Here is a 25,887-nt window from a genome sequence, read left to right as displayed (position 1 = left end):
TTCGGGAGAAGGGGGCCGGCAGGGTCACGGGCGCAGCGGCATGGCGAGCGGGCGCATCGGGGCGCCGGTCGCGCCGCGCAGCTTCATGGCGGCGACGACGAAGGCGAACTCGTAGAGCCGTTCGGCCGAGATCTGCTCGCAGTCGACGACCTCCATGATGGGGACGCCCGCCTCCCCCAGGAGATAGGTGTGGACGACCTGCCAGTTCTCCTCGTCCGCGCCGGGCATCTGCTCCAGGGCGAGGGTGTCGCCGCCGATGACGGAGGCGCCCATCCGGGCGAGGAACTCGGCCCCTTCCAGGTTCAGGCCTGGGCTGTTGTCGATGTAGGCGTCGATCGCGGGCCAGGCGCGCATCCGGCCGGTGCGGATCAGCGCCACGTCGCCCGGACGGAACTCGACATTCTGCCGCCGCATGGCCTCGCGCAGGTCGTCCGCGCCGATCCCGTGGTTGTCGGGCAGGATGTCGGTGTCGTACAGGGCGGCGATGTCGAACAGCACCCCGCGGGCGATGATCGGAGGGATCTTCTCCGCGCCGCACTTGGTCCAGTGCCGGGAGCTGATGTGCTCCTCGGCGGAGAACCCGTTCCAGATCTTGCCGTTGTAGCCGAAGTGGTTCAGGGTGTCGATGTGCGTCCCGCAGTGGGTGTACATCGAGATGGCGTCGCCCGAGTAGGAGACCAGCTCGTTCTGCTCGCGGCCCACTCCGGTGATGTCGTCGAGGACCGTGCCGGCGGGGGTGTGCGTCATCCACTGCTGGAAGTTCGGGTCGCCGGCCTTCGTCCACGAGGGCATGCCGACGAAGTAGTCCACCGACAGGTCGATGACGCTGCCGCCGTCCGCCCGGCTCAGCACCTCACGCGACGCCTCGGGGGTGATCAGGTTGAGCATGCCGATCTCGTCGTCGGGACCGAAGGGGCTGCGGGTGACCTCGCGGAACTCCGCACAGTAAGCCGCGATCTTGTTCCTGGTCGCTTCGCTGATGAGCGCTGGTCCACACATGGTGATGTCGGCCTTCCTGTTCGATCCGGTTACTGGCCCGAGGCCATCGGGCGGGTGAGCTCGCCGTACATCTCGGGGCGGCGCCCGGCGAACACCGGCAGCTCGAACTCGCCCGGCTTCTTGATCAGCCGTTTCGTACGGGCGGCCCGGACGTCGATCGACGCCCCGAACAGCCCTTCGTCCTGGCCCGCGTCGGCCAGCACCTCTCCGGAGGGGGCGATGATCTGGCTTCTGCCCATGAAGCGGGTGCCGGCCTCGGCGTCGGCGCGGTCGGCGACCGCGAGATAGACGAGGTTCTCCAGCGCGCGCACCCGCGTCATGTGGTCGGCGAGCATGTCCGACCCCATGGGCCAGTTGGTGGGCATCGCGATGAGGTCGGCGCCCTGGAGCGCGAGCTCGCGGGCCGATTCGGGGAAGCGCAGGTCGAAGCAGATCATCACGCCGACCCGGCCGAAGGGGGTGTCGGCCACCCGGGGCGCGGCGTCGGCGCCCGGGTCGACGAACCGGTCCGCGCCGAGGTAGGGCAGGTGCTGCTTGCGGTAGCGGCCGATGATCCCGGAGGGTCCGAGCACCAGGGCCGAGTTGTAGACCCGCCCGTCCGCCTCCTCCAGCAGGCCCACCACCGCGTGCACGGAGGTCTCCGCGCAGGCGCGCACGATGCGGCCGATCCTGGGGTCGGCGGCGCCGATCGCGGCGGCGCGCGTCTCGGCGCGGGAGTCGAACAGGTAGCCGGTCAGCACGCACTCGGGGAAGACCACGAGCTGGTGCCCGCCCGCCGCGCCGGCCCGCAGGGTCTCGATGACCCGCTCGACGTTGGCGGCCACGTCTGTCCGGTCGACGCTGATCTGAGCGACCCCGACCTGGACGCCGCTTGCGGTAGGTGAGCCGGTCAACGTGCCATCCCTCGGGTCCGGTGGTGAGTGAATACCCGGCAGAGTGGCATGCAGCATGCAGCACGTCAAGTCGTTGACATGCTGCACGCTGCATGCAATGGTGACCCGACGAATCGGACATTCCGTGGGAGAGGGGCTGAGTTGTGCCAGAAGTAGTGATCGTCAGCGGTGCCGGAGGCGGCATCGGCGCCGCCACAGCGCGCGAGTGCGCGGCGGCCGGCGCGTCCGTTCTCCTGACGGATCAACGCGTCGAACCCGTGGAACGGCTCGCCGCCGAACTCCGTTCCAGCGGACACGACGCCCTGGCACACGGGCTGGACGTCACCGACGAGGACGCGGTCGCCGAAGCCTTCAAGATCGCCACCGACCGGTGGGGACGCCTCGACGGCCTGGTCAACTGCGCCGCCACGATCGTGGCCAAACCCCTGGTCGAGACCACCCTCGACGAGTGGAACCGGGTCATGACGGTCAACGCGACCGGCACCTTCCTGCTGTCCAAGCACGCGGTGGCCGCGATGCTCGCCCAGGGGACCCCCGGGTCGATCGTCAACCTCTCCTCGATCTCCGGCACGGTCGGCCTGCCCGGCCAGGCCGCCTACTGCGCCTCCAAGGGAGCGGTGCTGCAGCTGTCGCGCCAGATCGCCGTCGACTACGCCGCCGCCGGGATCCGCTGCAACGTCGTCAGCCCCGGATCGGTCGCCACCGAGCAGCTGGCCACCTACCTCGGCTCCCAGCCCGATCCCGACTCCGCCCGGCAGCGGCTCATCGCCGGCCACCCGATCGCCCGCCTGGCGGACCCCCACGAGGTGGCCAAGGTGGTCACCTTCCTGCTGAGCTCCGCCGCCAGCTTCGTGACCGGCGCGGACGTGGCCGTAGACGGCGGCTACACCGCCATCTGAGCACGGACCCGCGGTCCCTGCAGATTTCCAGAGAGGTACTCGTAAATGTCTCGGCGTACGACCTCGCCGCCGGCCAAGCGCGCCGGACCTGGTGGACTGATCGATCTGCGTCGCCTCAGGGCCGGTCGCTTCTCCTCCATCTGGCTGATCACGCTGCTGCTCTTCGCCGCCAGCCCGCTCATCTCGCCCGGCAGCCTGTCCGGATCCGCGGTGCTGTCCATGCTGCCGTTCGCGGCGGTGATGGCGATCGCCGCGCTCGGTCAGACCCTCGTCGTCGCCCACGGCGGCATCGACCTGTCGGTGCCCGGCGGGATGGCGCTGGCCGCGGTGCTCGCCACCAAACTCCCCGCCGCGTCCGGAGTCCCCGTCTGGGCGGCCGTCGGGCTCGCCCTGGTCGCGGGCGCGCTGGGCGGGCTGATCATCGGTTTCGCCGTGGTCCGGCTGTCCATCGCGGCGTTCGTGGCGTCCCTGGCGGTCAACTCCATCCTCATCGGCGTGGTCCTGCAGGTCTCCAGCGGCTTCCCCGCCTCCGCCAGCGCCGCCCTCAGCGCGTTCGCCGTCGGATCGGTCGCCGGCATCCCGAACCTGCTGCTGGTCGCGGTCGTCGTGGTCGGGCTCGCGCACTGGATCATCCGCCACACGGTGCTCGGCCGGCGCTTCATCGCCGTCGGCGCCGGACGGCCCGCGGCCCGGCTGCTCGGCCTGCCCACCGGCTCCTACGAGATGGGCGCGTACGTGGCGGCGGGCATCTGCTACTCGCTGGCCGGAGTCCTGCTCGCCGGCTACCTGCGCACGCCGGACATCCTGCTCGGCAACACCTACCTGCTCCCCACCATCGCGGCCGTCGTCCTCGGCGGAAGCCTGCTGTCCGGCGGCATCACCAACCTGGCCGCCACCGCCGTCGCCGCGCTCTTCCTCACCCAGCTGGACCAGGTGGTGCTCGCCGCCGGCGCCTCCACCGCCACCCAGCTCCTCGTCCAGGCCGCCGTACTCGCGCTGAGCGTGGTGGCCCGCGGCGTGCCGTGGAGCGCCGTCCGCGCGCGGCTGACCACCCGCGCCCCCGACCCCGCCTCCACGCTGCCATCGCGCTAGCCGACCAGGCACCCCTCACCAGTGTCCCCCAGACAGGAGAACCCCATGACCTCCACCAGAGCCCGCTTCCGGGCCCGCGGCTCGGCCGCCGTCCTGGCCCTCGCCCTCGGCGTGTCGGCCTGCGCCGGCGGGCCGGGCGCCGCGGACAACGCCACCGAGGGCGGCGTCGAGGCCGTCTACGACAACGCGGCCAAGATCGGCGACGTCTCCCAGCTCCGCCCCATGTCCGACTTCTGCGGCACCAAGCCGGTCAAGGTCGCGCTCGCGGACGGCACCGGCGACAACGCCTTCCGCAAGACGGCCCGCGCCGAGTTCGAGGACGAGGCCGCCAAGTGCCCCAACATCACCGTTCTGCCCTACGCCGACGGCCAGAACAACCCGCAGAAGGCGATCAGCGACATCAAGGCCCTGGTCGCCCAGGGCGTCGAAGCCCTCGTGGTCTTCCCCGACGCCGGCGAGGCGCTGCTGCCGACCCTGCGTGAGGCGTACAAGGCCGGCGTGCAAGTGGTGCCCTGGACGGCGAACCCCGGCGGCAAGCCGGGCGTGGACTACACCACGTTCGTCGGCCACAACACGGTCAACGACGGCGTCACCTGGACCCGCTGGATGTGCGACGCCCTCGGCGAGAAGGGCGGCAACGTCGTCTTCCTCGGCGGCACCCCGGGCAACACGCAGAGCATCACCGAGATGATCGGCATCGAGAAGGAGCTCAAGGAGAACTCCGCCTGCGGGAACGTCAAGCTGCTGAACGAGCCGGGCAAGCCGGTCGACACCAACTGGAACCCCGCCCAGATGCAGAAGGTCGTCGCCGGGCTGCTCACCAAGTACCCGACCATCGACGGCGTGATCACCGACTCGGGCGACGCCTCCCTGGGCGGCATCCGCGCCTTCCTCCAGGCCGGCCGGCCGCTGCCGAAGTGGACCGCCAACGACAACAACGGCTTCGCCTGCGCCTGGGAGGAGAACGCCGACAAGCACCCGACCTTCCAGACCGTGACCGTGTCGGCGCGTACCTGGATCATCCGTCTCGCGCTGCGCAAGGCCGTCGCCGCGCACCAGGGGATCGAGAACGACGAGCCGGAGATCATCAACATCCCGATCTTCGAGGACACGCTCGACGAGACGAAGCCCCCGAAGTGTGACCCCGACCTTCCCGCCAGCGCTGTCCTGTCCTCCGAGCTCACGCCGGAGCAGCTCAAGCAGGCCTACAGCTGATCACTTGTCGCCTTCCGCCGGGCACCCGCCCGGCGGAAGCGATGAGCCGAGTGAGGAGTGATCCTTCACATGGTCGATTCGACAGCCGGACTGGTCCTCCGCGGGGTGACCAAACGCTTCCCCGGCGTCGTCGCGCTCGACGCGGTCGACTTCGAGGTGCGCCCCGGCGAGATACACGCCCTGGTGGGAGGTAACGGCGCCGGGAAGTCCACCCTCATGGCGGTGGCGTCCGGAGCGCTGGCACCCGACGCGGGCACCATCGAGATCGCGGGCGAGCCGATGCGGCACCTGTCCCCGATCGCCGCCCGGGAGCAGGGCCTGGCCATCGCCTTCCAGCACCCGGCGCTTCTCCCCGACCTCACCGTCACCGAGAACCTCCTGCTGAGCGTGCCCAAGCGGCTGCGGCCGTCGTTCGGCGACGCTCAGGACTGGGCCAGGGAACGGCTGCTCCCCATGGGCATGGACATCGACCCGGCCGCCGTGGCCGGCCGGTTGACCCTGGCCGAGAAGCAGGCGCTGGAGATCTGCGGGGCCCTGGCCTGCGAGCCCAGCGTCCTGATCCTCGACGAGCCCACCGAGCCGTTCATGGTGGCCGAGATCGACAGGCTGTTCGAGCAGGTACGCAAGGCCGCCGCCGGCGGCATGGCCGTCGTCTACATCAGCCACCGGCTGCCCGACGTGATGGCCCTGTCCGACCGTCTCACCGTGCTGCGCGACGGCCAGATCCGCGGCACCTTCCTCGCCTCGGAGGTGACCGAGGAGGAGATCATCACCCGCATCGCGGGCCGGGAGATCGACGCGCTGTTCCCGCCGCGGCCCTCCTCCGTCGGCGACGTCGTCATGGAAGTACGCGATCTGCGCTCGGACCGGCTCCGCGGGATCACCACCACCCTCGCCCGCAACGAGGTCCTCGGCCTGGCCGGCGTGGAAGGCAACGGCCAGCGCGAGTTCATCCGCGCGCTCGGCGGAGCCGACCCCGTCACCGGCGGCCGCGTCACCGTCGCCGGCCGGCCCGTGGAACTCGGCAGCCCCCGCCGCGCCCGCCGGGCCGGCGTGGTCCTCATGCCCCAGGAACGGCACGTCGAAGGCGTCGCGACCGTCCTGTCGGTCAAGGAGAACCTCGGCGTCGCCGCCACGAACCAGACCGCCTCAGCCGGGGTCGTCAAGGGATCGGCCGAGAACGCCCTGGTGGCCGAGGAGATCCGCCAGCTCGGCATCAAGGTGGCCTCGCCCGACTCCGCCGTGGAGCACCTGTCGGGCGGGAACCAGCAGAAGGTGGTGCTCGGCCGCTCCCTGCTGTCGGACCCCAAAGTGCTGCTGTGCGACGAACCCACCCAGGGGATCGACGTCGGCGTACGGTCCGACATCTACCACCGGCTCCGGTCCACCGCCGAGTCGGGGACACCGGTGGTCGTGCTCAGCTCCGACAACGTCGAACTCGCCGGGCTGTGCGACCGCGTGCTCGTGTTCTCCCGAGGGCGGGTCGTCCGCGAACTGACCGGCGACGAGATCTCCGAGCACGCCATCACCGAGGCGTCCCTCACGGCGGCGACCTCGGCCCAGAGCGAGGAGGCCGCCGGACCGGCCCGGCGCAAGGGCCCGCTCGACAGGTTCCGCCGCCTGCTCTCCAGCGAGCAGGCGCCCAGCCTGTTCCTGGCGGCCGCGATCGTCCTGCTGGCCCTGGTGAGCGCCACCAGGAGCGAGCGCTTCCTGTCCGAGTTCAACATCGCCAGCATGCTCGGCCTGGCGGCGCCCGTGCTCTTCCTCGCCGCCGGACAGCTCATCGTCATGCTCACCGGAGGAATCGACCTGTCGGTCGGCCCCCTGAGCGGGACCCTCGTGGTCATCGCCTCGTTCTACGTCCTCGACGGGTACGGAGCCGGGTGGTGGATCCTCGGATTCGTGCTGATGTTCCTCGCGGCGGCCGCCGTGGGACTGGGCAACGGGATGATGGTCAGATACGCGAGGGTGACACCGGTGGTCGCCACCTTGGTCACCTACACCGCGCTCCAGGGATTCTCCCTGGTCATGCGCGACTCGCCCGGCGGATCGATCTCCAGCACCGTCACCGAGGCGCTCGGGGCGCGCATCGGCCCGATCCCCTACGCGGTCATCGTCGGCGCGGCCGTCCTCATCGCGCTGGAAGTGATGTCCCGGCGTTCGATGATGGGCCTGCGCCTGCGGGGCGCCGGCTCGTCGGAGCACGCCGCGCGCAACCGGGGAATCCCGGTGACCCGCGTCCACCTCGTCGTCTACGTCGCCAGCGCGCTGCTCACCATGCTCGGCGCCCTGCTGCTGATGGCGCAGATCGGCGTGGGCGACCCCACCGCCGGCGTCAGCTACACGATGGCCAGCATCACCGCCGTCGTCCTCGGCGGAGCCTCCATCTTCGGCGGCCGGGGCAGCTTCATCGGCGTCCTGTTCGGCGTCGTACTCCTGCAGGTCATCCAGAACACCACCGTGTTCCTCGGCCTGTCGCAGGCATGGCAGTACTGGATGCTCGGCCTCATGGCGCTGGCCGCCACGGCCATCTACTCCCAGGTCCGAGCCGCCCGAGCGTAAGGAGGATCGTCCCGTTCTCCCCCTTCAGGGGGCTTGCTGACCTGCTTCTCGTGTGACCTCTGAAAGGACGAGTGTGATCATGGCTGGGACTTCGGACGCCGCGCTCCGCGAACGGGCGCGCCGGGTCATTCCAGGCGGGATGTACGGACATCAGCGGGCGGGCCTGTTCCCGGAGAACTTCCCGCAGTACCTCTCCCACGGCGAAGGGGCCCTGATCCGCGACGTCGACGGCCGTGAGTTCGTCGACCTGCTCTGCGGATACGGGCCCATCGTCCTGGGCTACCAGCACGCCGGGGTCGAAGCCGCCGCCGCGGCCCAGCGGCGGCGGGCCGACTGCCAGAACGCCCCCTCGGCCAGAATGGTGGAACTGGCCGAACTGCTGGTGGACGTCGTCGACCACGCCGACTGGGCCTACCTGGCCAAGAACGGCACCGACGCGACGACCACCTGCCTGACCATCGCCCGGGCCGCCACCGGCAGATCCGTCATCCTGGTCGCCCGGGGCAGCTACCACGGAGCCGCCCCCTGGTGCACCCCCGGACTGGCCGGGGTGCTCCCGTCGGACCGCGCCGCCCTGCGGTACTTCGAGTACAACGACCACGCGAGCCTGCGGGCCGCCGTGGACGAGGCGGGCGACGACCTGGCCGGCATCATCGTCACCCCCTTCAAGCACAACGACGGCGAAGACCAGGAACTGGCCGACCCGGCGTTCGCCCGCGAACTCCGCCAGGTGTGCGACTCCAGGAACGCGGTGCTCATCCTGGACGACGTCCGCTGCGGATTCCGGCTGAACTTCGGCGGCAGCTGGGAGTCCCTGGGGATCCAGCCTGACCTCAGCGCCTGGGGAAAGGCGGTCAGCAACGGCTACACCGTCTCGGCGGTCCTCGGCGTCGAAACCCTCCGGGACGCCGCCACCAGCATCTTCAGCACGGGCACCTACTGGTTCGCGGCGGTGCCCATGGCCGCCGCCATCGCCACGATCAACGCCATCCGCGACGAGGACGGCATCGCCAGGATGGAACGCGCGGGCGAACTGCTCAGAAGCGGCATCGTGGAGCAGGCCAAGGCCCACGACCTCGCCATCTCCTACACCGGGCCCGCGCAGATGCCCTACTTCCGGTTCCTGGCCGATCAGGACTTCGAACGGATGATGCACTTCTCCCGCGTCGCCCTCGACAACGGCGTCTACATCCACCCGAGGCACAACTGGTTCGTCAGCGTGTCGCACACCGACGAGATGGTGGCCCGGGCGCTCTCCGGCACCGAGGCCGCCTTCCGCGCGGTCCGCGACCGGTTCGGCGACGGGTGAGCCCTCCGGGGCTCGCGGGCGTCAGGCGGGCCGGCCCGCCTTGCCCGTCTCGCGGAGCATCAGCAGGCCGGTGACGGCCACCAGCGCCGAGGTCAGGCCGTGGATGCCGAACGCGGCGGCCACCGAGCCGTGGTGGGCCAGCACGTTGGCCATGTCGCCGAACGGGATGACGGCCATCGTCAGCAGGACCCAGCCCAGGGCCCGGCGCTGGCCCGTCACCAGCAGGACGCCCAGGACCAGGCCCGACCCGATGTCGCGGATGCCCTTCAGGATCAGGAAGCCGCCGCCGTCGCCCGAAGGCCAGTCCGGCAGGCCGAAGGTCGGGGCGGACGTCTCGGGGGTCAGGACGTAGGACACCCCGATGTAGAGGATGAACAGGGCACCGGCGGCGGCCAGGACGGTGTTGACGTTCTTCAGCGACATGGTTCTTCTCCTTTGACGTGCCGACGCGTCCAGGCTGCTCCCGGGTGTTTGGAGGGTGCTTGGAGCCGGTTTGGAAGCCTCCTCGTACGATGTACGGATCATGGTGTTCATTCGGGTGCTGGGCGAGTTCGCCGCCGAGGTGAACGGTGAGCCCGTCCACCCCGGCGGGCCGCGGCAGCGGGGCGTGCTGGCGCTGCTGGTGGCGGCGCGCGGGCAGGTCGTGCCGGTCGACCGGATGATCGAGGACCTGTGGCGCGGGGAGCCGCCCGCGCGGGCGCTGATGTCCTTGCAGGCGTACGTGTCCAACCTGCGCCGGCTGCTGGAGCCGGGGCGCCCGCCGCGCGCGCCGGCCCGGCTGCTGGTGAGCGCGCCGCCCGGCTACGCGCTGCGGCTGCCGCCGGACTCGGTGGACGCGTGGCGGTTCGAGGACCTGCTCGACCAGGCCCGTACGGTCACCGACCCGCGCGCCGCCCGGGCACGGCTCGCCGAGGCGCTGGAGCTGTGGCGGGGACCGGCGTTCGCCGAGGTCGCCGACGAGCCGTGGGCCGCCGCCGAGACGGCCAGGCTGGACGAGCTGCGCCTGGTCGCCGCCGAACTGCACGTCGCGGCGGGCCTGCGGACCGGCGACCCCGCGACGGTGGTGCCCGAGGCCGAGCGGCTCACCCGCGGCGAGCCCCTGCGCGAGGAGGGCTGGCGGCTGCACGCCCTGGCGCTGTGGAGCAGCGGCCGCCAGGCCGACGCCCTGGCCACCCTCCGCCGCGCCCGCCGCCTGTTCGCCGAGGAGCTCGGACTCGACCCCGGCCCGGACCTGACGGCACTGGAGGAGGCCATCCTCACCGGACGCACCGACGTCCTCCGCGCGACCGTACCCCTGCCACCGCAGTCGCCTCCCCCACCGGAGATGTCTTCGTCACCGCAGATGCTTCCGCCACTGTTGACTGCCCGGCCATTGTTGACCGCTCCGCTTCCGCCGACGGTCACCCTCCCCGGGACGGCCCCTATCGCCGAGGCGTCGTTCGTCGGGCGTGAGGCGGAGCTGTCAGCGCTGGTCACGGCCGCCGAACAGGCCGCAGCCGACGGAGCCCGCGTCGCCCTTGTCACTGGTGAGGCCGGGCTCGGCAAGTCGACGCTCCTGGAACACCTCGGCAGGCGGCTGGAACGTACCGGATGGCTGGTCGCCGCCGGTCACTGCCCCGAGGCCGCCGGCGCGCCGCCCGCGTGGGCCTGGACCGAGGCGCTGAGAGCCGTCGCCGCGGCCACGTCACCGGGCGAGCACGCGGACGACCTCGCGCCGCTGCTCACCGACACCGCGCCGGTGGACGCCGACGCCACCGCCGGCCGGTTCCGCCTGCGCAGGGCCGTGTGGCGATGGCTCGCGGCGGTCGCCGCGAAACGCCCGGTCGCCGTCGTGCTGGACGACCTGCACTGGGCGGACGCCGCCACGCTGGAGCTGCTCGGCGGCGGCCTCGGCACGCGGGCCCCCATCCTGGTCGTCGCGGCCTACCGGGCGGAGGAGAGCGGCCATCTCACCGACCTGCTGGCCGCCCTCGCCCGCGCCGCACCCCTGCGGCTCGCCCTGCCCGGCCTGGACGACGCCGCCGTGGCCCAGCTCGTACGGAACGAGTGCGATGCCGACGACGAGACCGTCGCCGGCATCGCCGAGCGCACCGGCGGCAACCCGTTCTACGTGCGCGAGAGCGCGCGGCTGCTGAACGGAGAAGGCGCGCTGGTCGCCCTCTCGGAGGTCCCGCAAGGCGTACGGGACGTGCTGCGGCGCCGCCTGGCACGGCTGCCCGGGCAAGGCGTGGCCGTGCTGCGGCTGGCCGCGGTCGCGGGCCGGGAAAGCTCGGTGGACATGCTGGTCGACGCCGCCGACAGCGACGCCGACAGCGTGCTGGACGCGCTGGACGCGGGCGTGATCGCCGGACTGCTGAGCGAGCCCGCGCCCGGACGGGTCCGGTTCGTCCACGCCCTCGTCCGCGACACCCTCCTGGCCGACGTCAGCCGCCTGCGGGCGGCCCGCGTGCACGCCCGCGTCGCCGCCGCCCTGGAACCCACCGGCGACATCACGGCGCTCGCGCACCACTACGCCCGTGCCGGATCCCCCAAGGCCGTCGGCTACTGCGTCCGGGCCGCCGAGCTGGCCGAGGCCCGCTACGCCCACGACGTCGCGGCCGATCTCCTCGCCGACGCCGTCGCCAACTCGACCAGTCCGGAGGAACGCGTGGCCCTGCACGGCAGGCTGCTCCGCGCGCAGATCCGGGCCGGCGCCGTGGCCGCCGCCCGGACGACCCGCCGGCAGGCCGTCGAGTACGCGGAGTCCCTGGGACGCGACGACCTGATGATCGCCGCCTTCACCGCCTGGACCGAGCCGACGCCCTGGCAGTCCCGCCCGTACGGCACGGTGGACCGGCCCGTCGTGGACCGGCTGAGCCGCCTGCTCGAACGCACCGACCTCACTGCGGAGGTACGCGGCCGCCTCCTCGTCTCCTACGCCGAGGAACTGGCCGGCGAGGACGACCCCACTGTCACGGCGGCGGCCCGCGAGGCGCTCGGCTTGGCCACCGGGCCCCGCCTGCGGGCGGCGGCGCTCCGGATCCTGACCCGCGGCCACACCGCATCGATCGGCAGCGACGAGCTCTGCCACGAGCTGGTGGCGCTCGGCACCGAGCACGACCTGCCCGTCTACCGCGTCACCGGGCTGCTCAACCACGCCGCCGTCGCCGCAGGGGCCGGCGACCCGGCCACCATGCGCCGGGTGACCGCCGAGGCCCTCGACCTCGCGCGTACCTACCGGATGCCCGAGGCGATCGGCGTCGCCGAGGTGACGCTGGCGACCCTGGCCCTCATCGAGGGCCGGTTCGCCGACGCAGAACGGCTCTACACCGAGGCCGCCGGCGGCATGCGGCGCGCCGGATCGCTGCACGCCCCCGGCTTCCTCGGCCTCGCGCTGGCCGCGACCTGGGTGAACGACGGCACCCTCGGCGAGCACCTGGACGAGGTGCGCGCCCTCCACGAGGCGACCGGCCCGATCGCCGCCGACCTGCTGGCCCTCGCCCTGCACGCCAGCGGCCTGACCGCCGAGGCCCGCCGGGTGCGCGCATCGGACCCGATCCGGCCCGACTACTTCTTCACCTTCCTCACCACCGCCCGCGCGATGGCCGTCATCGCCCTGGACGACCGCGCCGCCGCCGAGGAGATCTACGCGGCGCTGCTCCCTCACCGCGACGGCCCTCCGGCGGGCGTCACGAGCCTGGCGGTGGCGCTGCGTCCGGTCGCCCACACCCTCGGCGAGCTGGCCGTCTTCCTCGGCCGCGATCAGGAGGCCGCCGCCCACTTGGCCCGGGCCGCCGTCATCGCCGACCGGTGGAACGCGCCCCACTGGGCCGCCGAGGCCCGGTCACGCCGGGACATGGCCGCCACGAAAGCGAACCCGCGGGTGTCCTACGTACCTTGAAGTGCCTGCTTCCCCATGGGGAGTTACCTCACCAGACTGGAGCAAGTTTCCGAAAGACTCTTGCTCACCCTTGAAAGGCAGAGGCATGACGACGTTCCCCGCTTCGCTTCCCGGCGGCACCTGGACCCTGGGCGACCTGACCGTCACCCGGTTCGGCTACGGTGCCATGCAGCTCGCCGGTCCCGGGGTGATGGGTCCGCCGGCCGACCGCGACAGCGCACTCGCCGTCCTCCGCGAGGTCGCCGACCTCGGGATCACCCATATCGACACCAGCGACGCCTACGGGCCGCGCGTCACCAACCAGCTGATCCGCGAGGCGCTGCACCCGTACCCCGAAGCGCTGCACATCGTGACCAAGGTCGGCGCGACCCGCGACGAGCAGGGCGGCTGGCCCCCCGCGCGGCGGCCGGAAGACGTGCGCCGCGCCGTCCACGACAACCTCGAAGCCCTCGGTCTCGAGGTGCTCGACCTCGTCAACCTCCGGCTCGGCGACGCCAGCGGACCTCGGCCCGGCTCACTCGCCGAACCGTACGAGGCTCTCGCCGAACTCCAGCGGCAAGGGCTGATCCGGCACCTCGGCGTGAGCAACGCGACGCCGGAACAGGTCGCCGAGGCGCGGACCATCGCGCCCATCGTGTGCGTGCAGAACATGTACAACCTCGCCCACCGGCACGACGACGAACTGATCGACGAGCTCGCCCGGGAGGGCATCGCCTACGTGCCCTTCTTCCCGCTCGGCGGCTTCAGCCCGCTCCAGTCCTCGGCGCTCTCGGCGGTGGCCGCCCGGCTGGAGGCGACGCCGATGTCCGTCGCCCTGGCCTGGTTGCTGCGCCGGTCGCCGAACATCCTGCTCATTCCCGGCACCTCGTCGGTGGCGCACCTGCGCGAGAACGCCGCCGGCGCCGGCCTGCCGCTCTCCGGCGAGGACCTCGCCGAGCTGGACAAGATCGGCCGCTAGGCAGGCCCGCGACCGGCATGGATCAAGGGCTCGGCGGTCGTCCAGACCGTCGACCACGCCCTGCGTTTCCCGCCGGAAGGAGACCTCGCCCACCTGCTTCCGGGGGAGTTCGTGAACATGGCGTGGATGCCCGGGCTGATCGCCGGGACGGGCCTGACCGTGTGGCGCTACGCCGGCCTGCACGCCCTGCGAAGGACGCGTCCGTGACCCACCCCACCGGACGCCTGAGCGACGTCGTCCACCAGCGCCACCGCCTCGGCATCCTCGCCATCGCCGACGAGGCGGCCAAGGTGGAGTTCACCTACCTCCACCAGGTGCTCGAACTGCCCCGGGGAAACCTCAACCGGCACCTCGCCGTCCTGGAAGAAGCCGGCCTGATCGTGCTGGAGAAGGGGTACGACGGGCGGCGCCCGAAGACCTGGGTCGTCATCACCGGCGAAGGCCGGGCCGCCCTGTCGGCCGAACTCGCCGCACTCCAGGAGCTCATCCGCCGCCACGGCGACCGTACGCACCGGTGACGGACCGGCTCAGCTGGTGGCCCCCCAGGTAAGAGAGAGGCCGGTGGCGGCGCGTTCGGTGCGGATCTCCATCATGCTGCCGAGGATCGTGGCATGGTCGGACACCACCGGCGTGGCGTCGAGCGCGTAGGTGATCCGGGAGCTGACGAGCACCGGGCTGCCCTGCGGCTCGTGCAGGTGACGGGCGGCGGCGGCGTCGAGCAGACCGGGCCGGACCACCTCCGCCGCCCGGGAGACCGTCACCCCCGCGTCGGCCAGAGCCGTGTAGAGGGAGACTGCGGTGAAGTCGCGGTCGCGGATCCGGTCGGCCACCGGCCGGCGGACCCAGGACACCTGGTGCACGGCGGGACGCCCGGCGAACTCACGGACCCGCTCCAGCCGCAGGGCGGTGTCGCCGGGACGCAGCCGCAGCTCCGCGGCGATCCGCGCCGGGGCCCGGCGCACCGCCCGCCCGGCCACCGCGGTCCGCACGTCATGGCCCTGTTCACGCAGGTCGTCGGCCAGGCTGCGGAGCGAGTCGAGCTGGTACGCCAGGTGCGGCGGGGCGACGAACGTGCCCCTGCCGGGCCGCTGCACGATCAGCCTCTCGTCGCTCAGCTCCCGCAACGCCTGGCGCAACGTCATGAGCGTCACCCCGTAGGAGGCGCTCAGCTCCCGCTGCGGCGGCAGCGCCTCACCGGGGGCGTAACGCCCCGACCGGATCTTCGCGGCGAGGTCGGCGGCGATGGCGCGGTATCTCGCCTCGTGCCCGGCGTCGGAGGTCATCGTGGTCGGTCACACTCCTGGTCGAGGGCCAGGCGCAGGGTCGCCAGGAAGGCCCGCAGGTCGTCCGGCCCGGCCCCGTCGAGCACCCGCCGCATGACCGCGGCGCCGACCACCACGCCGTCGGCGTGCCGGCGGGCTTCGCGTGCCTGGTCCGGGGTGGAAATGCCAAATCCTAGCAAGACCGGCCGGTCGGTGACGCGCCTGATCCGCCCGGTGAGCTCCGCCGCCGAAGCGGCGAGGGCGGTCCGCTCGCCGGTGGTGCCCATCAGCGACACCGCGTACACGAACCCGCGGCTGCGGCCCGCGATCTCCGCCAGCCGCGGCTGCGGCGTCGCCGGCGAGGCCAGCAGGGCCGGCTCGATCCCGGCGGCTTCGGCCGCGTCCGTCAGCTCGTCCGCCTCGTGCACCGGCAGGTCGGGCACGATCAGGCCGCCGGCGCCGGCCCGGCGCAGCGCGGCGCAGAACGCCTCCGGGCCGTCGTTCAGCACCAGGTTGTAGTAGGTGCTGACGACCAGCGGCACGCCCAGGTCACCGACCTCGGCCAGGTCGGCGAGGATCCGGCGGGTGCTCGCCCCCCGGGCCAGCGCCGTGTCACTGGCCTGCTGGATGGTGACGCCGTCCATCGTGGGATCGGAGAAGGGCAGCCCGACCTCGATCGCGTCCGCCCCGGCGGCGGCGAACGCCCGCAGGTAGTCCGTCCAGCCGGGCGTGATCCCCCCGGTGACGTACGGCATGAGCAGGCCGCGGCCGGCGTCCCGGCGGGCACGCAGGTGGCGTTCGACCGCGCCGGCGGTCAGGGCGTTCGTCACAGCAGCTCCTTCAGGGTCGAGACGTCCTTGTCGCCCCGGCCGGACAACGTCATCAGCACCGTCGACCCCGCGGGCAGGTCGCCGTCGCCCGCCGCGCGGATCACCCATGCCAGGGCGTGCGCCGACTCGAGCGCCGGGACGATCCCCTCGGTGCGTGCCAGCCGCAGCGCCGCGCCGACCGCCTCGCCGTCGGTCACCGTGACGTACCGGGCCCGGCCCAGGTCGCGCAGATGGGCGTGCTCCGGGCCGACGCCCGGGTAGTCGAGCCCGGCCGCGATGGAGTGCGCCTGGATGATCTGCCCGTCGTCGTCCTGCAGGAACAGCGAACGGCAGCCGTGCAGGACACCCAGCCGGCCGCGGGCCGCCCCCGCGCCGCCGTCCGCCTCCACGCCGACCAGACGCGCCGGGGTGTCGGCGAACCCGGCGAACGTGCCGGCCGCGTTCGAGCCGCCGCCGACGCACGCCACCACATGGTCCGGGACGCCCGTCCGCAGCTCGGCGGCGCACTGCCCGCGCGCCTCGTCGCCGATGACCCGCTGGAACTCCCTGACCATCCACGGGTACGGATCCGGCCCGACGACCGAGCCGACGCAGTAGTGGGAGTCGCCGGTCGCGCCCACCCAGTGCCGCATGGCCTCGCTGGTCGCGTCCTTGAGCGTACGGCTGCCCGTGGTCACCGGGACCACCTCGGCGCCCAGCATGCGCATCCGGAAGACGTTCAGCGCCTGCCGCTCGATGTCGCGCTCGCCCATGAACACGGTGGCCTCCAGCCCGAGCAGCGCGGCGGCGGTCGCGGTGGCCACCCCGTGCTGGCCCGCCCCCGTCTCGGCGATCAGCCTGCGCCGCCCCATCCGGATGGCCAGCAGAGCCTGGCCCAGCACATTGTTGATCTTGTGGGATCCGGTGTGGGTGAGATCCTCCCGCTTGAGATACAGCTCCACACCCAGCGCCTCCGACAGCCGGCGGGCCGGCGTGAGCGGCGTCGGCCGCCCGGCGTGCACGGCCAGCAGCCGCGCCAGCGCGCCGCGGAACCCCGGATCCGCCCACGCCTCCCGGAACGCCTCCTCCACCTCGCGGCACGCCTCCACCAGCGACTCCGGCGCGTACCGCCCGCCATACCCGCCGAACCGGCCCCGCGCCCGGGGCTCGCCCATCGTCCCGTCCGGCGCGACCGCCTCACGCCACGGCAGCACGTCTCGCATGCCACCCTCCCATCGTTCTATAACTCTTCTGAGAGTTCTATAACAGTGAGTGTGGCACAGGCAGCACGGACACGCCACCACCCCCGGGCACGGCCGACCGCATCAGTCGAGTGACAGCCCCGCGACCGGAGCCACCCGGGCGGCGCCACCGAGAGCCCGCTCCACGAACGTCTCGCAACCCACCCAGGTGAACCCGCCGGAAGAGGCGCGGACCCAGACGGCATGCGGCTCAGAGGAACCAGTCAACGGCGCCGACGTCTCCGGCGCGACCACCCCCACCGGGCCCGTACCGACAGCGACCCGCAACCGGGCCCACCGATCACCGGAACGCACCGTGACCCAGTCACCGGCCCGCACTCCGAAAGCCCCCGTATCAGTCCTGATCCTCCCCTTTGTCCCGAGAGCCCCTTCCCATGCGATCAAGCGAGCGACCGACCGAAGTACCCGCCGGCCGCCACCGCCAGGAGGAGAAAGGCCACCGGGAAGCCGAGGTTGTGAAACACGCGCGCACGGACATGGGCGAGGACGGCTCCGACGAAGAACAGCACGAGCCCCAAGGCAGCGGCCAGCCCGAAGAGCGGCCGGCCGAGCAGCCCGAGCACGAGCCCTACGACCCCGGAGCCCTCAACGACCGCGAGGTAGGGGATCCACCGCGGATCGAGGCCGACCTCGGCAGAGTTACGCACCACGAACCGAGCCGAGACCACCTTCGCGACCACCTCGAAGGCGTTGGCCAGGATGCAGGCGAGAGTCGCGATGAACAGCCCGACGTCGAGTGCCGCGGTCAACGGGCATACCGCCCCAGCAGCGTCACTGGTCGCGGAGGTACCGGCGCGCCGGCCCACTCCGCGACCTTGGCCCTGAACGCGAGGGCCTCCTGAATGTTCAGGAGCGGATTGAGGTCCGCGTCGGCAAGGTGGAGGATCAGCAGGAACTCCGTGCCGTCCGCCACCCGCATGGCTGTGTAGTCAAGGCCGGTCGGTGCTGCTTCCTCGATCGCGGCGAACAACGTCTTGATGGCCGCTTCCGCTTCCGGAGCCTGCTCGGATGTGGTGTTGAATCGGACAATCTGTACGCTCATATGTGTCTCCTCAACGAGGTGTGCTCGTCAGGTAGCTGGTCACTCACCCCTCCTGACGTTGAGCACACTCGAAAGGTGACCTCACCCATGAAACTCGTCGAACACTTCGAGGCGTCTCGCCCCCGGCTGATGTCGCTGGCCCACCGGATCGTGGGCTCGTATCACGACGCGGAGGACGCGGTCCAGACCGCCTGGACGCGGATCCAGACGGCCGGGGCGGCCGACGTCGCCAACCTGGACGGCTGGTTCACCACGGTGACCGCGCGTCTGTGCCTGGACCTGCTGCGGGCACGTGAGCGACGTGGCGAACTCCCCTTGCGCTCCGACGACATCGCCGGCGCAAGGATCAGCGCCGACGAGACGTTCCTTCGCCGTGAAGAAGTCTCCAGAGCCCTGCTGGTGCTCCTCGACGAACTCTCGCCCAGGCAGCGGGTGGCGTACGTGATGCACGACCTCTTCGCCATCCCGTTCGATCAGGTCGCCGCGACGCTCGGCACCAACGCGGTCTCGGCGAAGAAGCTGGCCAGCCGTGCGCGCGCACGGCTGCGCGACGTGCGACCTGTCATACGTCGCCACGACGCGGAAGAAAACGAGATCATCGAGGCGTTCCTGGCAGCCGCACGCGGCGGCGACATCGCACGACTCGTCACCCTGATGGCTCCCGACGTTGTCCGTACCGCTGACCTTTCCCTGCTCCCGGCAGGCTCCGCAACGGAAGTCCGGGGGGCAGCGGCGGTCGCGGAAGAGACGAGGATCTTCGCCGACCGCATCGCCGTCGCGGCTCCGGTCCTCATCGCAGGGCGGCCCGGCGCGGTCATCGCACCCGGCGGCCACGCGTACGCGCTCATCCGCTTCCACATCGACGCCGGTCTCATCACGAAGATCGAGATCACTCCGTACGCGACCGGCACGATGTCGCTGCGCGACCAGCCACGAGATTCCGTCCTTACCGGCCAGAGCAGTACGGGGCCGCGATCACCATCGGCATGACTTCGGTCATGTGCCGGGCTCGACGACCCCGTGCTCGTACGCGTAGATGACCGCCTGCACACGGTCACGGCAGCCGATCTTGGGCAGAAGGTTCGCCACATGGGTCTTGACCGTCGAGACGCTGACCGTCAAGGCTTCGGCGATCTCCATGTTGGACCGGCCTCTGGCGATGAGCTCCAGCGTGTCGCGCTCTCGCGCCGTCAGCTCCGGCAGCGGCTCCACGGTCCGAGGCCGTTTCGAGGTACGGGCGAACTCCGCGATCAGCCGCCGCGTGACACCCGGCGCGACCAGGCCCTGGCCCGAGGCGACCACCCGGACCGCCTCCACCAGGTCGTCGGGTTCGACATCCTTCAGCAGGAAGCCGCGCGCTCCGCCACGCAAGGCGGCGAAGACGTACTCGTCGAGGTCGAACGTCGTCACGACGAGCACGGCGACGGGCTGCTCGACCCCCGGCCCCGCAAGTCGCTCGGTGGCGGCCAGCCCATCGAGCACGGGCATCCGGACGTCCATGAGCACCAGGTCAGGCCGCAGCCGCCTGGCGAGGCGGACGGCCTCTTCCCCGTCGGCGGCCTCCCCCACGATCCGGAGATCGGGCTCCGACTCCAGGATTGCGCGGAAGCCGGTGCGCACGACCGCTTGGTCGTCGGCGATCACGATGTCGACGGTCATGGGCGCTCCAGGGGAAATGTGGCGCTGACCAGCCAGCCGCCGTCGGGTTGTGGTCCGATGGTGAGCTCACCACCCGCGTGGTTCACGCGCTCGCGCATGCCGAGCAGGCCGTGTCCGCCGTTCGGCTCCGCGGGAGGCGGGGTGCGGGCGGGGCTCGAGTTGCGTACCGCGACTACGAACTCGGCGTCGCCGAAGGCCGTGGTCACGCTGACCGATGCTCCCGGGGAGTGCCGCCTGGCGTTGACCAGCGCCTCGCGTACGAGGCGCGAAGCGGCCAGATCGACGGTGACGGGCAGCGGGCGAGGCTCGCCCTTGGCACGCAACTCGACGTCCATGCCTGTGGTACAGGAACGGCGGACGGTCTCCTCCAGACCCGCCAAGGTCGGCGCCCTGCCACCGGCGGAGTCGAGGTCCGTCCCGGTCTCGCTCTCGCGCATGATCCCCACCAGAGCACGCATCGACACCAGCGTGTCACGCCCCTGTGCCCTGATCGCGCGCAGCGTGGCCCTGGCCGCGGCCGGGTCGCGATCGAGCAGACGGTCGGCCGCACCCGCCTGGACGACGATCGCCGACAGATCGTGGGCCGCGATATCGTGCAGCTCCCTGGCGATTCTGGCGCGCTCCTCCGCGACGGCGGCCCTCGCGCGTTCCTCCTGCTCGCCCGCGATGCGCTCGGCCTCCCTGACCTTCGCGGCGCGCCTGGACCGAACGGAGAACCCCAAGGTGGCCGGCAGCAGGTAAGCCACGGTCACAGCCGCGGCCATGCCCGGCACGTCGCCCCGCGCCACTCCCCAGAACGTGAGCAGCCCGCCGTGGTCGGCGCCGGCGACGCTCAGGAGCAGACCGCCGAGCATGTGGCCCGCCGCGCAGGCGGAGACCACGACGGTGGCCCTGACCTGCGGCAGGCGGCTCGCCACCGTGTAGGAGCAGATCAGCACACCTACCCCGATCAGCGCGGAGCGGGTCGGCAGCAGCATGCTCACCAGCGGGATCACGGTGGCGGCCACGAGAGCGGGCACGGCATGGCTGCGCCGGAAGGCTATGGTGGCGAGGTCGGCGAGGGCCAGCAGATGACTGACACCGAACGCCCAGCCCGGCAGCCCGGCCATCCGGGCATCGTCGAGGACGAACGCCAGCCGCGCCGTGACGACGACGGCCAGCACCGCCGCCACCAGGACGTCCCAGCCCTCGGGCAGACCGGCCCCGGGCCGCTCCGTCGCCATGCCCTTCCTGCTCACCCTCGCTTCGCCGGCCCTTCCCGTCATCCCGCTTCGCCGACCTGTCCCGTAGCGCGAGCCCGGCTCGCGCCACCACGGATCGGCAGCCGCTGCCAGTACGTCGCACACCGCCACGCCCACTCCAACGGACCGTAACCGAAGCGGCGCAACCACAGGTTACTCACCACGGCCTGGACGAGCAGGATGCCGACGCCGAGGAGCGCCGCGGCCGACCACCGCTCCGAACCGGGCAGGCCCATCGTCGTGCCCACAGGAACGAAGATCAGAGCGGCGCTGAAGTAGTTCGTCAGCGCCATCCTGCCCATCGGGGCCAGCACCCACGACAGCACGGCGCCCACCGGCGTACGCAGCAGGAGCAGGAACACCGCGATGTAGCAGCAAGCGGTCGCCAGCGACACCGTCAACCCCACCCGGATCTGCGCAAGCTCGGGCAAGGGCAGGGTGACGAGCCAGACCCCCAGCCCCCACACGGCCACGGCAGCGACGCCCATGACCACCAGACGGCCTGGACGGTCCCCGAGGGACTCGTGCACTCGCCACTCCGCCGCGGCGAACCCGAGCGCGAACAGCCCGGGCAGCATCCCCAGCCCGCCCACCCCTGCCAAGATCCCCGCCGCGGTCAGCGTGACGGCCACGGCGAGGAGCGCCCGGCGCGGGAGGCGGCTGAGTGGCAGGAGCACCAGCAGACCGGTGACGGCGAACGGCAGCAGCACCTCGCCGGGTTGGAGAAGGTGGAGCACTCCACCCAGGACGCCCAGCGCGACGAGCCTCCGCACGAGCAACACCCTCGGACGGCTCGTGCGTCTGGCGGCCGAGGCGAGGAAGATGCCGAACCCCACACCGAACAGCAGGTAGAAGATGGGGTAGAAGCGGCCGTAGAACAGCAGAAGGAGCGGGGTGGGCAGCTCGCCCGCGTACGCGAACATCTCCATGGTCTGGGGAATGTTGATGAAGATGATGCCGCACAGGGCGAAGCCGCGCAGCGCGTCGAGGGCGGCGATCCGCCTGAGCGGGCGATCCGGGCCAAGTGGAAGCATGCGACCAGGATGACGAGCGGGGGACCGCGTCCGCTTCGGGCGCGTGGCCATTTCCTTCTCGTTCCCGTGGCCGATCCCGCTTCCTCCTCAGGACCCCGCGGAGCGGCGATCATCTGACGCAGCGGGCCGGCCCTCCCGTGCCGGAGCACCGTCCCGCCTGAGGGCTTCCCCCTCCGCGAGCGCGTTCCTGGATACTCAGGCCCGCGGCACCGGACTTGGCTTTGGTGGTATAGCGCCTTGAACAAGCAAGGGCCGGGCTCATCACCGGGCGGTGGAGTCCACGGGCATGCGCAGTGTCGCCGCTGTCGCGACCAGCAGCGCCAGGAGCAGGACGATCGCCATGAAGACCTGCCCGTGCAGGCCGAGGACGAAGACAGTCCGATCGGCGAACGCCGGGTCGTAGGTGGCGGTGCCGGGGAACAGGAGCGCACCGATCATGCCGAGCCACGGGGTGGCCAGGATGGCGGCGGCGTGCAGCAGCGTGTTCCGCCCTGACCGTAGCGCGAGGGCCAGGCCGGTGAGGCCGAGGAGCACGGTCATCACCATGTACTGGGCGTCGTGGAACTTGGCGTGGGGTGGCCAGGCCGGGTTGAAGGAGTGCTGTGCCGCCAGGTCGGGGATGACGAGGTCGGCGAGCACGGCGCCGACCGTTGTGATCGCTGCGACGGCAATGATCAGGATTCGTGGGAGGGACATCAGATCGTCCAGGTATAGGCGGGGGTGAGTGAGCGGTCGAAGAGCACGTTCGGGAGGAGAGGAAGAACCGCGTCTCGCAGAGTGGTCATCGGCGTGGAGGTCCAGTGCGCGGCGGCTCCGGCCTGGCGGGAACGGCGGACGATCAGTTGGGTGCGCGGCCTGCGGGCGCGGTCATAGGCTTCCAGGCCCGCGCGTACGCCGAGGGTGTCCACCGCGTGCGCGAGCGTGACCGCGTCCTCGAGCGCCTGGCAGGCGCCCTGTCCCAGGTTGGGGGTCATGGCGTGGGCAGCGTCGCCGAGGACGGCGACGTTTCCGGAAACGTACGTGGGCAGCCTCGGCAGTTCGTACGTGTCGTGTTGCAGCACCGCCTCCTCTTGCGCGGAGTCGAGCAGCGCGGGGATGGGCCGGTGCCAGCGTGCGAAGCGTTCGCGCAGCTCATCCAGGCCGACGTGGGAGCCCGCCGGGGCGTTGGCCATGACGTAGCAGTAGATGCGGCCGTCGGGCATCGGCACGTGCCCGAACCGTTCGCCCCTGCCCCACGTTTCCGCGCTCCCCTCGACGGGCTGAGGGGGGACGATGAGGCGCCAGGTGGTATAGCCGACGTAGCGCGGCCCAGGGAGGCCAGGCCAGAGGGAGCGCCGGGTCACGCTGTGCACGCCGTCGGCGCCCACCACGAGATCCGCGGTGGAGGTGCCGCCGCCATGGCGGACCGTGCCGTCGGGCTGCACGTGCTGTACGTCGATGCCGGGCCGCAGAGCCCCGGGCGGCACGGCTGCTCTCAGCAGGTCGACCAGTGCGGCCCGGTGCACGGTCACCCACGGGCCGAAACGACGCTTGAGGCTGTCGACGTCGTTGCGGACCAGCCAGTCCCCCCGGCTGCTGCGGATGCCCGCGAGCGGGTCGGCCAGCCCGCCGACGCGCAGACGCTCGCCCAGGCCGAGGGCGTCCAGCGCGCGCAGACCGTTGGGCTGGATGGTCAGCCCGGCGCCCACCTCGGTGAACTCAGCAGCGCGTTCAAGGACCTCCACCTGCAGGCCACGCTGGTGGAAGGCGACGGCCGCGGCGAGTCCGCCGATGCCGCCTCCCACGATGATCACTTTCATGTCCGAATCTCCTTGACGGTCAGTGCAGGCCACGCTTGGCCGGGGCCCAGAACGGCTTGGTCTTGATCGAGGCCCGCGCCCAGTTGCGCTCACGCACCAGGAAGTCGCGCACCATCTGGCAGGTTCTGGCCTCGCCGGCCACATAAGCGGCTCCCGCGTTGCCCGGCAGATCGAGTTCGGCCACGGCCCCGAGCAGCACCCGGGAGGCGACGGCGGAGGTGCCGTGCCGGTGGACACGGCGCAGCGGCGGCGTCCCGGGCAGGGGCAGGTCGTGCTCGGGGGTCTCGCTCTCCAGGACGCCGAACACCTCGGCCGAGGCTCCCAACGCTCTGATCATCGGGCCGAACGCGGCGCTGGCGGTCTCCTCCCCGATGAACACGTGATAGGCCGCCTCGCGGGTGAAGAAGTCGCCTTGCGGCCACCAGAAGGTCACCCGATCTCCGGGCCGGGCCGCCCGCGCCCACCTCAGGCCGATGCCGTCGCCCGCATACAGGTGGACGCGCAGTTCGATAGCCGTCCTGCCGGCGTCGAGGCCCCAGATCGTGTACGTGCGCAGCGTCTCGGACGGACGCAGGATGCCCGACACCGACAGCGGATCCTTCAACTCGATCCTGATGTGCTGGCCGGGGGTGTACGGGAAGGCGGCGGGCTGGTCGGTTTCCAGCCGGATCCGGCGCATGGCCGGGTTGACCTGTTCGGCGACGGTGATGGTCGCCTCCATGGCGTACTTGCCGAACAAGCGGTCGCGCAGCGTCCGGGCCATGTCAGGACTCCTTGCGCCGCCGGACGTGGGCGGATCTGGACATCCGCCACCACACGGCCGCCACGAACACCAGCGCCGCGAGAAGGATCCACAGAAGCTCCACAGCTACTCCTTAGTGCTTCTAGATTTCTTAGATGCACTAAGGAAACATACTTGCCCTAAGATGTCAACGCCGACCGAGGAAACGACGCGAGAGGTGACGATGTCCGCAAACACCAGCCGACGGCAGAGGTTGCGCCAGGCCACCCTGGAGGAGATCCACACGGCCGCGCGCAAGCTGCTGGTCGAGCAGGGATCGGCCGCGGTCACCATCAACGCGGTCGCCCGGCAGGTCGGCATGAGCGGCCCAGCCCTCTACCACTACTACGCCAGCCACGACGAACTGGTCGGCGCAGTGACCGCCGACTTCTTCCGCGAACTGGCCACCGCGATGGAACAGGCCCGCGACGGCCACGCCGGCGCGTCGCTCGGCGAGCGGATACTGGCCGTCTGCCGCGCCATGCGCGCCTGGAGCACCGCCCACCCGGCCGAGTTCGGCTGGATATTCGCGAGCCCGATCACCCCGCAGAACCGGCGGCCGGACTCGGTGCGCCACCAGGCCGCCCTGCGGTTCGAGCAGGTCCTCCTCGACCTGATGGTCGAACTGTGGCGGACACGACCGTTCCCGGTGCCCGACCTGGCCGACCTGCCCGCATCCCTGCGCGAGCAACTGACCGCCTACTCCGCCACCCTCGACGGACGGCTCCCGCCCGAGGCCGCCCACGTCTTCCTGTCGTGCTGGACCAGGTTGTACGGGCTTCTGTGCATGGAAGTCCTGCACCAACTGGACTTCGCCTACACCGACATGGAGCCCGTCTACGAACAGTGCCTGCGCGACCTGGCCGCCACCCTCGGCCTCGACAGCCACGCGCCGGCATGACGCCCGACACCGGCTGCTGATCTCACTCCCGTCATGGGGCGAGCTGGCGGAACGCGTTGACCACCGTGATCGAGAACCGATAGTTCTCCACCAGTACCTTGCCGCTTGCAGTGGGGTTGGTTGTCAGCTGTTATTGATCTTCAACAAGCCAGCGCCTTTACAATGTAGATTACTAGTTCAGTCGAGAGCAGAGCTGGGACCAGGGATGACAGGCGGACCTCACCCAGTCCGGCCTCTCGGTTGCGCGGACCACGATCGGTCCTCCCCTCTCCCGGATGCCGAGCCGACCG

The 25,887-nt window shown here is 71.4% G+C and carries 24 protein-coding genes; 10 read left to right on the top strand and 14 right to left on the bottom strand.

The window, feature by feature from the left end:
• Window positions 1-24: 24 nt before the first annotated feature.
• Both ACIBF7_RS42750 and ACIBF7_RS42745 read right to left on the bottom strand, forming a co-directional pair.
• Entirely contained in the window at window positions 25-999 is a 975-nt protein-coding gene (locus tag ACIBF7_RS42750; RefSeq protein WP_397199674.1) for a cyclase family protein, read from the bottom strand.
• Window positions 1,000-1,028: 29 nt separating this feature from the next.
• Complete coding sequence (locus ACIBF7_RS42745) at window positions 1,029-1,892, bottom strand: carbon-nitrogen hydrolase family protein (protein WP_271276746.1); 864 nt, start codon at window positions 1,890-1,892, stop codon at window positions 1,029-1,031.
• A 143-nt stretch (window positions 1,893-2,035) separates the two neighbouring features.
• Between ACIBF7_RS42745 and ACIBF7_RS42740 the strand changes: the two genes are divergently transcribed.
• The 5 genes from ACIBF7_RS42740 to ACIBF7_RS42720 all read left to right on the top strand — a co-directional run bounded on the left by ACIBF7_RS42740 (window position 2,036) and on the right by ACIBF7_RS42720 (window position 8,969).
• Window positions 2,036-2,791 (top strand): SDR family NAD(P)-dependent oxidoreductase, encoded by a 756-nt coding sequence (locus ACIBF7_RS42740; RefSeq protein WP_271276745.1) that lies wholly within the window; start codon window positions 2,036-2,038, stop codon window positions 2,789-2,791.
• A 45-nt stretch (window positions 2,792-2,836) separates the two neighbouring features.
• The gene (locus ACIBF7_RS42735) at window positions 2,837-3,883 is read left to right on the top strand and encodes an ABC transporter permease (protein WP_148031743.1); all 1,047 of its coding nucleotides are present in this window, start codon (window positions 2,837-2,839) and stop codon (window positions 3,881-3,883) included.
• 45 nt (window positions 3,884-3,928) lie between these two features.
• The gene (locus tag ACIBF7_RS42730; protein WP_271276744.1) at window positions 3,929-5,098 is read left to right on the top strand and encodes a substrate-binding domain-containing protein; all 1,170 of its coding nucleotides are present in this window, start codon (window positions 3,929-3,931) and stop codon (window positions 5,096-5,098) included.
• Between the two features lie 69 nt (window positions 5,099-5,167).
• The gene (locus ACIBF7_RS42725) at window positions 5,168-7,660 is read left to right on the top strand and encodes an ATP-binding cassette domain-containing protein (protein ID WP_271276743.1); all 2,493 of its coding nucleotides are present in this window, start codon (window positions 5,168-5,170) and stop codon (window positions 7,658-7,660) included.
• 79 nt (window positions 7,661-7,739) lie between these two features.
• A complete protein-coding gene (locus tag ACIBF7_RS42720; protein WP_271276742.1) occupies window positions 7,740-8,969 on the top strand; it encodes an aminotransferase class III-fold pyridoxal phosphate-dependent enzyme in 1,230 nt (409 codons plus the stop codon).
• A 21-nt stretch (window positions 8,970-8,990) separates the two neighbouring features.
• On the opposite strand, the gene ACIBF7_RS42715 is transcribed toward ACIBF7_RS42720, so the two are convergent.
• Window positions 8,991-9,392, bottom strand: a complete 402-nt coding sequence (locus ACIBF7_RS42715; protein WP_148031747.1) for a DUF4267 domain-containing protein — start codon at window positions 9,390-9,392, stop codon at window positions 8,991-8,993.
• A gap of 100 nt (window positions 9,393-9,492) precedes the next feature.
• Here ACIBF7_RS42715 and ACIBF7_RS42710 point away from each other — a divergent pair, with 100 nt between their 5' ends.
• From ACIBF7_RS42710 to ACIBF7_RS42700, 3 genes are all read left to right on the top strand, one after another.
• Window positions 9,493-12,849, top strand: coding sequence for a BTAD domain-containing putative transcriptional regulator (locus tag ACIBF7_RS42710; protein WP_397199673.1), 3,357 nt, complete (start codon window positions 9,493-9,495; stop codon window positions 12,847-12,849).
• Between the two features lie 85 nt (window positions 12,850-12,934).
• Window positions 12,935-13,807, top strand: coding sequence for an aldo/keto reductase family oxidoreductase (locus tag ACIBF7_RS42705; protein ID WP_397199672.1), 873 nt, complete (start codon window positions 12,935-12,937; stop codon window positions 13,805-13,807).
• A gap of 203 nt (window positions 13,808-14,010) precedes the next feature.
• Entirely contained in the window at window positions 14,011-14,325 is a 315-nt protein-coding gene (locus ACIBF7_RS42700) for a transcriptional regulator (protein WP_397199671.1), read from the top strand.
• A 9-nt stretch (window positions 14,326-14,334) separates the two neighbouring features.
• Here the strand turns inward: ACIBF7_RS42700 and ACIBF7_RS42695 are convergent, their stop codons facing one another.
• The 5 genes from ACIBF7_RS42695 to ACIBF7_RS42675 all read right to left on the bottom strand — a co-directional run bounded on the left by ACIBF7_RS42695 (window position 14,335) and on the right by ACIBF7_RS42675 (window position 18,182).
• Entirely contained in the window at window positions 14,335-15,090 is a 756-nt protein-coding gene (locus tag ACIBF7_RS42695; RefSeq protein WP_397199670.1) for a GntR family transcriptional regulator, read from the bottom strand.
• A complete protein-coding gene (trpA, locus tag ACIBF7_RS42690) occupies window positions 15,087-15,899 on the bottom strand; it encodes a tryptophan synthase subunit alpha (protein WP_397199669.1) in 813 nt (270 codons plus the stop codon). Before trpA ends, ACIBF7_RS42695 begins: the two co-directional genes overlap by 4 nt.
• Window positions 15,896-17,101, bottom strand: coding sequence for a tryptophan synthase subunit beta (trpB, locus tag ACIBF7_RS42685; RefSeq protein WP_261808573.1), 1,206 nt, complete (start codon window positions 17,099-17,101; stop codon window positions 15,896-15,898). Before trpB ends, trpA begins: the two co-directional genes overlap by 4 nt.
• A gap of 419 nt (window positions 17,102-17,520) precedes the next feature.
• The gene (locus ACIBF7_RS42680; protein WP_397199668.1) at window positions 17,521-17,889 is read right to left on the bottom strand and encodes a DoxX family protein; all 369 of its coding nucleotides are present in this window, start codon (window positions 17,887-17,889) and stop codon (window positions 17,521-17,523) included.
• A complete protein-coding gene (locus tag ACIBF7_RS42675) occupies window positions 17,886-18,182 on the bottom strand; it encodes a hypothetical protein (protein ID WP_397199667.1) in 297 nt (98 codons plus the stop codon). The genes ACIBF7_RS42680 and ACIBF7_RS42675 overlap by 4 nt, the downstream gene beginning before the upstream one ends.
• 87 nt (window positions 18,183-18,269) lie before the next feature.
• On the opposite strand from ACIBF7_RS42675, the gene ACIBF7_RS42670 reads away from it, so the two are divergent.
• Complete coding sequence (locus ACIBF7_RS42670) at window positions 18,270-19,172, top strand: sigma-70 family RNA polymerase sigma factor (RefSeq protein ID WP_397199666.1); 903 nt, start codon at window positions 18,270-18,272, stop codon at window positions 19,170-19,172.
• Window positions 19,173-19,178: 6 nt separating this feature from the next.
• On the opposite strand, the gene ACIBF7_RS42665 is transcribed toward ACIBF7_RS42670, so the two are convergent.
• From ACIBF7_RS42665 to ACIBF7_RS42640, 6 genes are all read right to left on the bottom strand, one after another.
• Window positions 19,179-19,841: a response regulator transcription factor gene (locus ACIBF7_RS42665; protein ID WP_148031756.1), complete on the bottom strand. Its 663-nt coding sequence runs from the start codon at window positions 19,839-19,841 to the stop codon at window positions 19,179-19,181.
• Entirely contained in the window at window positions 19,838-21,064 is a 1,227-nt protein-coding gene (locus ACIBF7_RS42660; RefSeq protein WP_397199665.1) for a sensor histidine kinase, read from the bottom strand. The genes ACIBF7_RS42665 and ACIBF7_RS42660 overlap by 4 nt, the downstream gene beginning before the upstream one ends.
• Before the next feature lie 38 nt (window positions 21,065-21,102).
• Window positions 21,103-22,116 carry a DUF418 domain-containing protein gene (locus ACIBF7_RS42655; protein ID WP_397199664.1) on the bottom strand — a complete coding sequence of 338 codons (1,014 nt, stop codon included), beginning with the start codon at window positions 22,114-22,116 and terminating at the stop codon, window positions 21,103-21,105.
• A gap of 261 nt (window positions 22,117-22,377) precedes the next feature.
• Window positions 22,378-22,812, bottom strand: a complete 435-nt coding sequence (locus ACIBF7_RS42650) for a DUF6640 family protein (RefSeq protein WP_364235777.1) — start codon at window positions 22,810-22,812, stop codon at window positions 22,378-22,380.
• The gene (locus ACIBF7_RS42645) at window positions 22,812-23,915 is read right to left on the bottom strand and encodes an FAD-dependent monooxygenase (protein WP_364235775.1); all 1,104 of its coding nucleotides are present in this window, start codon (window positions 23,913-23,915) and stop codon (window positions 22,812-22,814) included. The genes ACIBF7_RS42650 and ACIBF7_RS42645 overlap by 1 nt, the downstream gene beginning before the upstream one ends.
• Before the next feature lie 19 nt (window positions 23,916-23,934).
• Window positions 23,935-24,678 carry a siderophore-interacting protein gene (locus ACIBF7_RS42640; RefSeq protein WP_397199663.1) on the bottom strand — a complete coding sequence of 248 codons (744 nt, stop codon included), beginning with the start codon at window positions 24,676-24,678 and terminating at the stop codon, window positions 23,935-23,937.
• Window positions 24,679-24,880: 202 nt separating this feature from the next.
• Here ACIBF7_RS42640 and ACIBF7_RS42635 point away from each other — a divergent pair, with 202 nt between their 5' ends.
• On the top strand, window positions 24,881-25,597 hold the full coding sequence (locus ACIBF7_RS42635; protein ID WP_397199662.1) for a TetR/AcrR family transcriptional regulator: 717 nt from the start codon (window positions 24,881-24,883) through the stop codon (window positions 25,595-25,597).
• Window positions 25,598-25,887 lie beyond the last annotated feature (290 nt).

The organism is Nonomuraea sp. NPDC050478, assembly GCF_044458265.1.
GTDB classification, from domain to species: domain Bacteria; phylum Actinomycetota; class Actinomycetes; order Streptosporangiales; family Streptosporangiaceae; genus Nonomuraea; species Nonomuraea ferruginea.
Note: the sequence above shows the minus strand (reverse complement) of the source record. Positions and strands in the feature narration are given on the sequence as shown.